The organism is Oricola sp., assembly GCF_022763245.1.
Taxonomy (GTDB): domain Bacteria; phylum Pseudomonadota; class Alphaproteobacteria; order Rhizobiales; family Rhizobiaceae; genus Oricola.
This window is the reverse complement of the sequence record NZ_JALEGV010000011.1, coordinates 281081-292099: the sequence shown is the minus strand read 5'-3', so window position 1 is coordinate 292099 and position 11019 is coordinate 281081. Positions and strand designations below refer to the sequence as shown.

The following is an 11019-nucleotide window of genomic DNA, read 5'->3' as shown; positions in this document are numbered from 1 at the left end:
CCCCCGCAACCAAAATCAACCCGTTCATCCACAAGATGAGCGGGTCTTTGCGTTTCTAATAGGCATCAATCCAAGCTCTCACAGCTCCCAAGGTGGGCTTCTTTCTGCCTGGTGGCGAGCGGCATTAGCGCCTTTGGCAAATCCTTGCACCCACAGGCGCAAAATCTCCCGCGAAGCGGATCGCCTCGCGGGAGACACAAATCTCGTCGGTTTGAATGGCCGTCAGGCTACTTGATGATGATTTCCGCGTTGTTTTCCGCGATGAAGATGATGTCGCAGTAACCCAGCGAGTTCTCGGACTTCCAGATGTGGCCGCGATAGGTCTGCTGTTCGTAGCGGCCGTTTGGCGGGATCGTGGCGTAGAGCTGCGGGCGACCGTCGAAATCGATCCAGTAGAGCTGCGCGGAGCGGTCGTGGACCTGGTTGATGATGGTGAAATGGGTCGGCGAATTGGTGCCGGGGGAGCGCATCCCCTGGGTGTTGCAGGCCTGCGAAAGGGCCGGGCCGGCGGCGGTCACGCCTGTGGCGAGCGCCAGCATTGCAAGCGCGCCTCTGATCTTGCTCATAGTTTTCCCCTGATCGGTTCTGAAAAAAGTACTGAGATGAGTAGTAGTATGCCCCGACGCGACGTTAGCACGGAACGCGACGTCGTCCATGGCGAAGGTGGAAAACGCCGCAATTAGTTCGGCTTACGGCTATGACGCCCGAGACACTGCGTCGTGCGACTGCCGCCCGGAGGCGACGGTCGCGAGACTTTGGGCATCCGGCCCTGCGGTCAGGCAGGGGTTTCCTTGCGGATGTCGTCGATCAGCAATGCACGGAGCTCTTCGGTGACCTGCGGCGTCTGGCCGAACCAGTGGCCGAAGCCTTCGACCGCCTGGTGGAGGAGCATGCCAAGACCGGTGACCGTGCGGTGGCCGCGTGCTGCCGCGTCCTTCAGGATGTCGGTTTCCAGCGGGACATAGACGACGTCGTAGACGATCGCGCCGGGTTTGAGCGGCGACAGGTCGATCTCAAGCGGCGGCTTGCCGGACATGCCCAGCGAGGTCGTGTTGACGAGGAGGTCTGTCTCGCGCATCAGCGCGGGCAGGGCGTCGAGGCCGTGACCGCTCATGGCACCGAAATGGGCCGCCAGTTCCTCGGCCTTTGCAGCGGTGCGGTTGCAGAGGTCGACCGACAGGCCGCGCTCTTTCAGGCCATAGGCGGCCGCGCGCGCGGCGCCGCCGGCGCCGATGATCAGGGCCTTCTTCGACGACGCGTCCCAGCCGGGCGCCAGGTCGTCGAGATTGCCCATGAATCCGCTCGCGTCGGTGTTGCTGCCGACGAGCTGATCGCCCTCGCGCCAGATCGTGTTGACCGCGCCCATGGCCTCGGCGGCCTCGGTGATCCTGTCGAGAAACGGAATGACATCCACCTTGTGGGGCACAGTCACATTGCCGCCGGCCCATCCGGCCTCGTCGAAGGATGAGAAGAATTCAGCCAGCTTTTCGGGCGCGACGTCGATCTTCTCGTAGCTTCCCGGCAGCCCGAGCGTCTTCAGCCAATGGCCGTGCATCATCGGCGACCGGGAATGGGCGACCGGGTGTCCAATGAGAAATGCCTTCGGTGCCGTCGTCATGCTGCGTCGTCCTGTCAATCCATCCGGGCTGCAGGTAGCGTTTTTCGGGCACGATGCGCAACGGCCCAGTGGCGTTCGCGCGCGAAAGGTCGGGCCATTGTGCCTATTGCGGCTGATCGCCGTCGGCGGAGAGGGCGTTGCGGCAGGCGTCGGCGAAATCGCGCGCGAGATCCTCGCGCTCGGTGCGGGAGGGATAGACGACCAGGAACCGGTGCTTGATGCCGATCTTGAACGGGATGATCGCGATGTCGTTGCGCGGAACCGCCTCGGCGAGCCATTGCGGCACGATCGCGGTGCCGAACCTCTCGGCCGCGAATCCGCAAGCCGATTCCACAGACTGGGTTTCCACCGCGACACGCGGCGCGATCCCCGCGCGGCGGAAAGCGACGTCGATCTCGTTGCGCCACGGCCGTCCGCGCCCGATCATGATCAAGGGTTCGTGCTTCAGGTCCTTGGTCGACAGGGACTTCCTGTCTTTCAGCGGGCTGTCGATGGGGGTGACCGCGACGAGGCCGCTGGCGCAGATTTCGACGGATTCCACGCCGGGCACCAGGAGCGGCGCCTTGGCGATGCCGAGGTCCACCTCGCGGGCCGCGACCCGGCCGACGATGTGTTCGTAACTGCCGAGATGGACCATGAGGCGCAGCCGGGGCTGCGCCGATGTCAGCTTGCGCAGAGCGCGGGGCAGGTAGGTGGCGGCCGATGAATAGGGCGCGGCGACGCGAAGCTGGCCGCGTTCCAGGCCGCGAATGTCCTTGGCGAGGTTCAGCACGCGTTCGAGGCCGTCGAAGGCGTGGCTTGCCTCTTCGTAGATCATCAGCGCCGTCTCGGTCGGCCGCATGCGGCCGTTCTCGCGCACGAAGAGCAACAGGCTGAGTTCGGATTCGAGCCGGGAAATCTGCTGGCTGACGGCGGGTTGCGACAGGCCGAGCTGCCGGGCGGCACGCGTCGCGCTGCCCGCCTCGATCAGCGCGCAAAACACCTCCAGCCCACGCATGAGTGACGTCGCCATGCCATAACATTGGCTTATACAATTTGCCCTTGCAACAATAAGATTGTGGACCTGCCGGGCGCACGCCTAACCTCGCCGGATCGAAATGCCAGGCGGGTGGAGCGATGGCGGTATTTCTTCTGAGGCGGTTTCTGCAGACCCTGGCGGTCCTGCTTCTCGTCTCGCTCGTGGTCTTCCTCGGTCTCTATGCGATCGGCAATCCGGCGGAAATCCTGCTGCCGGACGACGCGACCGCCGCCGAACGCGACGCGGCGATCCGCGCGCTCGGCCTCGACAAGCCGATCTGGGTCCAATACGGCGTCTTTCTCGGCAACGCCCTGACCGGCGACCTCGGCACCTCCTTCGTCTACAACACGCCCTCGATCACGCTGATCCTGCAGCGCTTCCCGGCGACGCTGGAACTCGCGCTTTCGGCCCTGCTGATCGCGATCTTCATCGGCGCGCCGCTTGGCCTCTATGCCGGGCTGAAGCCGGGCACGCGGCTGGATCGCGCCATCGTCACCGGGTCGATCCTCGGCTTTTCGCTGCCGAATTTCTGGCAGGGCCTGATGCTGATCCTGATCTTCTCCATCGGGCTCGGCTGGCTGCCTTCGAGCGGCCGCGGCGAGACGGGCATGATCTTCGGCATCGAGACCAGCTTCGCGACCTGGGACGGCATTCGCCATCTGGTGCTGCCGGCCACCAATCTGGCGCTCTTCAAGCTGGCGCTGGTGATCCGACTGACCCGGGCGCAGGTGCGCGAGACCATGCCGCTCGACTTCGTGAAATTCGCGCGCGCCAAGGGCGTCAGCGAGACCCGCATCCTCGGCGTGCACGTTTCCAAGACGATCGCCGCGCCGATCATCACCGTCCTCGGCATGGAGCTCGGCTCCGTCATCGCCTTCGCGGTGATCACGGAATCGATCTTCGCGTGGCCGGGCATGGGCAAGCTGATCATCGACTCGATCCACAAGCTCGACCGTCCCGTCGTCGCCGCCTACCTGCTGGTGATCACCTTCATGTTCATTCTCATCAACCTCGTCGTGGACCTGCTCTACACCGTGCTCGATCCGCGCGTGCGGCTGGGAGGCCGGACATGACCGTCGCCGACACCGCGCCTGCAAAGGCCGCGCCGTCGCGCTGGCGGCCGGTCTGGGAAGAGTTCTCCGAAAGCCCCGGCGCCGTCATCGCGCTCGTGGTCTGCATCATATTGCTGCTCGCCGCCGTCTTCGGGCCGTGGCTGGCGCCGCAGAACCCCTACGACCTCACCGAGATCAGCTTCTTCGACAGCCGTCTGCCGCCGCTGTCGACCACGCCGGAAGGCAACTTCTACCTGCTGGGCACCGACAATCAGGGCCGCGACATGTTCTCGGCCATGCTCTACGGGTTGCGCACGAGCCTGTTCGTCGGCGTGGCCGCCGGCGTGCTCGCGATCGCGGTCGGGGTCAGCCTCGGCCTGACCGCGGCCTATGCGGGCGGCGCCTTCGACGCGCTGATGATGCGGCTCGTCGATTTCATGCTCGGCTTTCCGACCATCCTCGTCGCGCTGATGATGCTTGCCATCCTGGGGCAGGGGACGGAAAAGGTGATCCTGGCGCTGGTCGTGGTGCAATGGGCCTATTTCGCCCGTGCCGTGCGGGCCACCGGATTGAGCGAACGCAACAAGGAATATGTCGAGGCGGCGCGATCGCTCGGTCTCGGCCATGCGCGCATCATCTTCGGCCATCTGGCGCCGAACTGCATGCCGCCGGTGATCGTCATCGGGACGATGCAGATCGCCAGCGCCATCTCCGCCGAAGCGACGCTGTCCTTCCTGGGCCTCGGCCTGCCGATCACCGAGCCGTCGCTCGGCCTCCTGATTTCCAACGGCTTCAACGTGATGCTCGCCGGTCTCTACTGGATCAGCGTCTTTCCGGGCCTGCTGCTGCTGGTGCTGATCTTCGCGATCAACATCGTCGGCGACCGGCTGCGCGAAGTCCTCAACCCGAGAAACGCACGATGACCGCGCTGCTCGACGTCGAGAACCTGAAGACGCATTTCTTCACCCGGGCCGGCGTGGTGAAGGCCGTGGACGGTGTCAGCTTCAGCCTGTCGGAAGGCGAGGTGCTCGGGCTGGTCGGGGAATCGGGATCCGGCAAGACGGTGGCGAACTTCTCCATCCTCGGGCTGGTCGACGAGCCCGGCCGCATCGTCGAGGGATCGATCCGGTTCCGCGGCGAGGAACTGGTCGGCATGCCGGTCGGCCGCATGCGCAAATTGCGCGGCCACGACATCGCGATGGTGTTCCAGGATCCGATGATGACCCTCACGCCGGTGCTGCGCATCGAGACGCAGATGGTCGAGGCGGTGCTGGCGCATGAGAAGGTTTCGGCAAAGGCGGCGCGCGACCGAGCGGTCGACGTTCTGGCCCGGGTGGGCATTCCCGCGCCGGAAGACCGCATCCGCGCCTATCCGCACCAGTTTTCCGGCGGCATGCGCCAGCGCGTCGCCATCGCGATCGCGCTTCTGCACAAGCCGGCGCTGATCCTCGCCGACGAACCGACCACGGCGCTCGACGTGACGATCCAGGGACAGATCATCGCCGAGATGCAGAAGCTGGTGTCGGAGACCGGCGCTGCGATGATCTGGGTCAGCCACGATCTGGCCGTGGTGGAGACGATCGCCGACAAGATCGCGGTGATGTATGCGGGCCGGATCGTCGAATTCGGCACCGCCGCCGAGGTGATCGGCGCGCCGGCGCATCCCTACACGCAGGGGCTGCTCGATTCGATCCCGAGCCGCACGACGCCCGGCCAGCGGCTCAACCAGATCCCCGGCATGGCGCCCTCCGTGCTGCACCTGCCGCCGGGCTGCGCCTTCGCGCCGCGTTGTCGATACGCGGACGAAGCCTGCAACGCGCCACCGCCGGTGCGTGACACCGGTGCGGGCCGATGGGCGCGCTGCGTTCGCCCCCTGGTGCTGGAGGCAGCGCAATGACGGCCCAACCTCACGTCGTCCTGGAAGACGTCTCCAAGCTCTTCACCCGCAAGCCCGACTTCGCCGAGCGGATCGCCATCTCGCTCGGCTGGCCGGAACCGCCGGTCGTGCGGGCCGTCGACGGCGTGTCGCTGGAAATCGGGCATGGCGAAGCGCTCGGCCTCGTCGGCGAATCCGGCTGCGGCAAGTCCACGCTCGGGCGCATCGTCGCCGGCGTGCACGCCAAGTCGGGTGGCCGCTTCAGCTTCGACGGCAAGGAGGAGGCCGACTGGACGAAAGCCGACGCCAAACGGGCGCGGCTCGACATCCAGATGATCTTCCAGGATCCGATGTCCTCGCTCAATCCGCGCAAGCGCATCGCCGACATCATCGGCGAGGCGCCGGTGGTGCACGGCCTGATCCCCGCGAGCCAGCGCCAGGCGGCCGTGGCGGAGCTGATGCGCGAAGTCGGTCTCGATCCGGCCTATGCGCGCCGGTTTCCGCATCAATTCTCCGGCGGCCAGCGGCAGCGCATCGGCATTGCCCGGGCGCTCGCCGTGGAGCCGAAATTTCTCGTCTGCGACGAGGCGGTGGCCGCGCTCGACGTCTCGATCCAGGCGCAGGTGCTCAACCTCTTCATGGATCTGCGCGAGCGGCGCGGCCTGACTTACCTGTTCATCAGTCACGATCTCGGCGTGATCGAGCAGCTGACCGACCGGGTCGCGATCATGTATCTCGGGCAGATCGTCGAGGTGGGCGCCACGCGCGACATCTTCGCCGGGCCCGCGCATCCCTACACGCAGGCGCTGCTCGAGGAGGCACCGCGCATCGGCCGTGGCCGACGCGTCTACGCGCCGCTGAAAGGCGAATTGCCGTCACCGCTCGCGCCGCCGCCCGGCTGCCGTTTCCACACGCGCTGTCCCCACGCCATGCCGGTCTGCAAGACCGAGGCGCCGGCGCTCAAGCAGATTGCCGCGGGGAGGATCGCGGCATGTCACCTGAACGACAAAGCCACCTAGGAGAATGTGCATGAAAGCCCTGATGAGACTAGCATTGGCCACGGCGCTTGCGCTGTCGGCCGCGCCTTCGATGGCGCAGGAACTGACGATCGGACGCGGCAACGAGCCGCAGTCGATCGATCCGCAATTCTCGCGCACCGGTCCCAACCAGATGACCGCGCTGCACATCTTCGACCGCCTGACGACCACGGACAAGAACGTGCGCGTCAAGCCGGCGCTCGCCGAAAGCTGGGAAAGCGTCGATCCGACCACGTGGATCGTGCATCTGCGCGAGGGCGTGACCTTCCATGACGGTTCGCCGCTGACCGCCGAAGACGTGGTCTATTCGATGGAGCGTGCTCCGGACGTGCCGAACTCCCCGGCCTCGTTCGCTGGCTCGGTCGCCGACATCGAGTCGATGGAGATCGTCGACGATCTCACGATCCGCTTTGTCTCCAAGACGCCGTCGCCGCTGTTCGTCCAGAACATCGGCACGGTCTACATCGTTTCCAAGGCCGCGACCGAGGGCAAGGCGAACGAGGACTTCAACTCCGGCGTGGCCGCCATCGGCACCGGCCCCTACAAGTTCGTCTCCTGGGAGCCGGGCGACAAGCTGGTTCTGGAACGCAACGACGACTACTGGGGCGACAAGCCGGCCTATGAAAAGGTGACGATGCGCTTCCTGTCGAACGACGCGGCGCGTGTCGCCGCGCTTCTGTCGGGCGCCGTCGACCTGATCGACCTCGTGCCGCCGGCCGACCTGCCCTCGCTGCGCTCCAACCCGGACATCACGGTCTACGACACGCCGACCGTCCGCCTGATCTACCTGGCGCTGAACCAGCAGGACGACGCGCCGTTCCTCACCGATCTCGACGGCAACCCGCTGCCTGAAAACCCCTTCAAGGACGCTCGGGTTCGCAAGGCGATCTCGATGATGATCGACCGCCAGGCGATCATCGACCGGCTGCTCTACGGCGCCGGCGAGGCGGCCAGCCAGATCGTTCCGGACGGCGTCTACGGCTTCAACCCGGAGATCGGCGTGCCGCAAGCCGACATCGACGCGGCCAAGGCGCTGCTGGCGGAAGCCGGCTATCCGGACGGCTTCGGGATCACCATCCACAGCTCCAACGACCGGTTCAGCCAAGACGGGGAACTGGCGCAGGTGCTCGGGCAGTTCCTCGCCCGCGGCGGCCTGAAGGTGAACGGCGTCGAGACGCTGCCCTATTCCGTCTATTCGAAGGAAGCCGGCAAGAACGCCTATGGCGCGTTCGTGTTCTCTTACGGAAACTCGACCGGTGAATCCTCGCGCGGCCTACTGAGTGCGATCCACACCTACAACAAGGACGCCAATCTCGGCACGCTGAACCGCTTCCGCTACTCCAACCCGGACTTCGACAAGGCCGTGGTGGACGCTGCCCAGATCTTCAACGACGACGAGCGCGAGGCCGCCCTGCAGAAGGCCGCAGCGATCGCCGCCGAGGACACGGCCGTGGTTCCGCTCTACTTCCAGGCGCTTAGCTGGGCCTCGAAGAAGGGCATCGAGTTCGAGCCGCGTCGTGACGAGCGCACGCTCGCCATGGGCGCCAAGCCGGCCAATTGACCTCAGCGCACGGGACCATCATGGACTACATCATCTTGCGGGACGTGATGGTCCCGATGCGCGACGGTGTCCGCCTTGCGACGGACATCACGCTACCGGCCCGGGCGGGCGAACCCCTGCCCGGCGCCTTTCCCACCATCTTGCACCGGACACCCTACGACAAATCCGCGGCGCGCCTCAGCGAGGTGACCGTGACGCGGCGCGAGCCGAAGAGCAACGGCCAGATCGCCATCGATCTTGCCCGGGCCGGCTATGCCGTGATGATGCAGGACTGCCGCGGCCGACACGGCTCGGAAGGCGTCTTCCAGAAATATATCGGGGAGGGCGAGGACGGGTTCGACACGCTTGCCTGGGCCCGCGAGCAGGACTGGTGCAACGGCGATTTCGGCACGTTTGGCCTGTCCTATTCCGCCCATACTCAGACCGCGCTCGCCATTCTCCAGCCCGAGGGGCTGAAGACGATGCTGCTCGATTCCGGCGGCTTCTGGAACGCCTATCAGGGCGGCGTGCGCCGGGGCGGCGCCTTCGAGCTCAAGCAGGTCACATGGGCCTTCAAGCATGCCCGGCTCAGCCCGGCCGCGCGCGACCCGCTGGTTGCCGCCGCGCTCGATGCCGAGGACATCTCGGACTGGTTCAAGGCGATGCCCTGGCGGCGGGGCCACTCGCCGCTGCGCCATGCGCCGGAGTATGAGGACTACCTCTTCGACCAATGGGAACGCGGGGCGTTCGACGATTTCTGGCGCAAGCCGGAACTCTACAGCGCCGAGCATTACGAGACGCTGGCGCGCTATCCCATGTTCCTGATCTGCGGCTGGTACGACCCCTATGCGGAGACCATGCTGGAACATTTCAAGGGCGTGCGTGCCGCCGGCGGCACGGCGGAACTGGTGATGGGGCCATGGCTGCATGGCCGGCGCAGCCAGACCCATGCCGGCGACGCGGATTTCGGCCCTTCATCCGTTCTCGACGGGCAGATCGCGCAGGATTACGACAGTTTGCGGCTCGCCTGGTTCGACAGCAGGCTTAAATCCGCCGGGGCCGAGGCGGGACCGTCCGGTGCGCGATGGTTCTGCATGGGCGGCGGCGACGGGCTGCGCGACGAGGCCGGGCGGCGACGGCATGGCGGGCGCTGGCGCGAGGACGCGCATTGGCCCCCTTCCTTCACGCAGCCGGTTTCCCTCCATCTGACGGGTGAAGGGTCGCTGCAGGCTGGAGAAGCGGCGCCGGCGCAGATCGTCTACCAGACCGACCCGGCAAACCCCGTTCCCACGATCGGCGGCGCCATCACGTCCGGCGAACCGGTGATGGATGGGGGCGTCTTCGATCAGGTGGTGACGGCGGAGACGTTCGGCGCCAAGCCGCCGTTCCTTCCGCTCTCGGCGCGGCCCGACGTGCTCGTCTTTGCGACGGAGCCGCTGGCGGAGGACTTCGAGATCGCCGGGCCGGTCGAATTGCACCTGACGCTGTCGACCGACGTTCCGGATGCCGATGTCACCATCAAGCTGATCGACTGGGCGCCGCCGAACGCGGATTATCCGGCCGGCTTCGCGATGAATGTCACCGACGGCATTCTTCGGCTTCGCTACCGCGACGACTGGGCCGCGCCGACGATGATGCGCGACGGCGAGAAGGTGGCGATCACGGTGGCCGCGACGCCGGTCGCAAACCTCTTCAAGGCAGGGCACCGCATCCGCCTCGACGTCGCCGGATCGAACTTTCCGAAGTTCGACGTCAATCCGCAGAGCGGCGAAGCGGAGGGTGGCGGGCGCTGCCGGCGGATCGCGACGACGACGCTGCATCTCGGCGGCGCGGACGGTGCGCGGCTGGTGCTGCACGCGGCCCGCTGATGCGGATCGTCGTCTTCGGCCAGGCGGTCATCCACGGGCCGGTCGATTGGTCGGCAGGCGTTCGGGAGGCCGCCGCCGGGGCGGATGCCGCGATCTGCAATTTCGAGGGCTGCCTGCCGCCGGACGGCGCCTGGCCGATGAAGCGCAAGACCGTCCACCCGGCGCATCGCGACGCGCCGTCCATGCTCGCGGATCTCGGGGTCACCCATCTCGCGATCGCCAACAATCATGCCTGGGATTTCGGCCATGCCGGCATCGTCAACACGCGCGCGGTGGCGCAGGCCGCCGGGTTCGCGGTCGCAGGCGCCGGCCGGACACTCGCCGAAGCCTCGGCGCCCGCGACGCGCAACGGCGTGGCGCTGATCGCCGCCGATTGCGGCCCGACACCCGACTGGGCCGTCGCCGGCCCCGCGACGCCGGGCGTCAACCCGCTGCGCATGACCCGCAGCCTCGGGCTGCCGCAAGCCGATCTCGACCGAATGCGCGCGATCGCGGAGCAAACCGGCGAGGCGGGGTTGCGGCGGTTGCGACGCGCCATCGGCTATGACCGGCCGACCGAACGCGAAGAGTTCTACGGTCTCGCGATGGAGGCGGCCGACGCGCCGGCCGAGATATGGCGGTGTGACGAAGGCGATTTCGACCGCCTGGCCAAAGGCGTTGCGACTGCGCGTCAAGCCGCCGAAAAGGTCGTGGTCGCGCTTCACTACCACCACTGGGCCAGCGACTGGCGCCGCCCACCCGAATGGATCGTGCCGCTCGGCCGCCGGATCGTTGAGGCGGGCGCCGACGCCGTGGTCTGCACGGGGCCGCCATTTCTCTACGACATGGCGGATCACAAGGGCGCGCCCATCGCGCCGAGCCTCGGCAATCTCGTCTTCCACACCGCGCGGGGCGAGGCCTATGACCGCCTCGGTCACCCGGTGTGGGAGGGCGGCATTCTCGTGATCGAGGACGAAGGCTGCTCGCTTTTGCGAACCGACGTTCCCCGCCTCGAGACAGGAGCGTGAGGC

The 11019-nt window shown here is 66.6% G+C and carries 11 protein-coding genes; 8 read left to right on the top strand and 3 right to left on the bottom strand.

Annotated features, from left to right (window positions below; all coding sequences use genetic code 11):
• Nucleotides 1–235 (top strand): hypothetical protein (locus MRY80_RS04165; protein WP_293288350.1); only part of this gene is annotated, 235 nt, incomplete at its 5' end.
• Here the strand turns inward: MRY80_RS04165 and MRY80_RS04160 are convergent.
• The 3 genes from MRY80_RS04160 to MRY80_RS04150 form a co-directional block, all read right to left on the bottom strand.
• The gene (locus MRY80_RS04160; protein WP_293288348.1) at nucleotides 228–566 is read right to left on the bottom strand and encodes a hypothetical protein; all 339 of its coding nucleotides are present in this window, start codon (nucleotides 564–566) and stop codon (nucleotides 228–230) included. The two genes, MRY80_RS04165 and MRY80_RS04160, sit on opposite strands and share 8 nt — an antisense overlap.
• 209 nt (nucleotides 567–775) lie before the next feature.
• Nucleotides 776–1618 (bottom strand): shikimate dehydrogenase, encoded by an 843-nt coding sequence (locus MRY80_RS04155; protein WP_293288347.1) that lies wholly within the window; start codon nucleotides 1616–1618, stop codon nucleotides 776–778.
• A 103-nt stretch (nucleotides 1619–1721) separates the two neighbouring features.
• Complete coding sequence (locus MRY80_RS04150) at nucleotides 1722–2630, bottom strand: LysR substrate-binding domain-containing protein (RefSeq protein ID WP_293288345.1); 909 nt, start codon at nucleotides 2628–2630, stop codon at nucleotides 1722–1724.
• 104 nt (nucleotides 2631–2734) lie between these two features.
• Here MRY80_RS04150 and MRY80_RS04145 point away from each other — a divergent pair, with 104 nt between their 5' ends.
• From MRY80_RS04145 to MRY80_RS04115, 7 genes are read left to right on the top strand one after another with little or no spacing between them, the layout of a single operon-like run.
• On the top strand, nucleotides 2735–3709 hold the full coding sequence (locus tag MRY80_RS04145) for an ABC transporter permease (protein WP_293288344.1): 975 nt from the start codon (nucleotides 2735–2737) through the stop codon (nucleotides 3707–3709).
• On the top strand, nucleotides 3706–4611 hold the full coding sequence (locus MRY80_RS04140; RefSeq protein WP_293288343.1) for an ABC transporter permease: 906 nt from the start codon (nucleotides 3706–3708) through the stop codon (nucleotides 4609–4611). Before MRY80_RS04145 ends, MRY80_RS04140 begins: the two co-directional genes overlap by 4 nt.
• Complete coding sequence (locus MRY80_RS04135; protein WP_293288341.1) at nucleotides 4608–5585, top strand: ABC transporter ATP-binding protein; 978 nt, start codon at nucleotides 4608–4610, stop codon at nucleotides 5583–5585. Before MRY80_RS04140 ends, MRY80_RS04135 begins: the two co-directional genes overlap by 4 nt.
• A complete protein-coding gene (locus MRY80_RS04130; protein ID WP_293288339.1) occupies nucleotides 5582–6583 on the top strand; it encodes an oligopeptide/dipeptide ABC transporter ATP-binding protein in 1002 nt (333 codons plus the stop codon). Before MRY80_RS04135 ends, MRY80_RS04130 begins: the two co-directional genes overlap by 4 nt.
• Before the next feature lie 10 nt (nucleotides 6584–6593).
• Nucleotides 6594–8162: an ABC transporter substrate-binding protein gene (locus tag MRY80_RS04125; RefSeq protein ID WP_293288338.1), complete on the top strand. Its 1569-nt coding sequence runs from the start codon at nucleotides 6594–6596 to the stop codon at nucleotides 8160–8162.
• A gap of 20 nt (nucleotides 8163–8182) precedes the next feature.
• On the top strand, nucleotides 8183–10009 hold the full coding sequence (locus tag MRY80_RS04120; protein ID WP_293288336.1) for a CocE/NonD family hydrolase: 1827 nt from the start codon (nucleotides 8183–8185) through the stop codon (nucleotides 10007–10009).
• Nucleotides 10009–11016: a CapA family protein gene (locus MRY80_RS04115; protein ID WP_293288334.1), complete on the top strand. Its 1008-nt coding sequence runs from the start codon at nucleotides 10009–10011 to the stop codon at nucleotides 11014–11016. Before MRY80_RS04120 ends, MRY80_RS04115 begins: the two co-directional genes overlap by 1 nt.
• The last annotated feature ends 3 nt before the right edge of the window (nucleotides 11017–11019 follow it).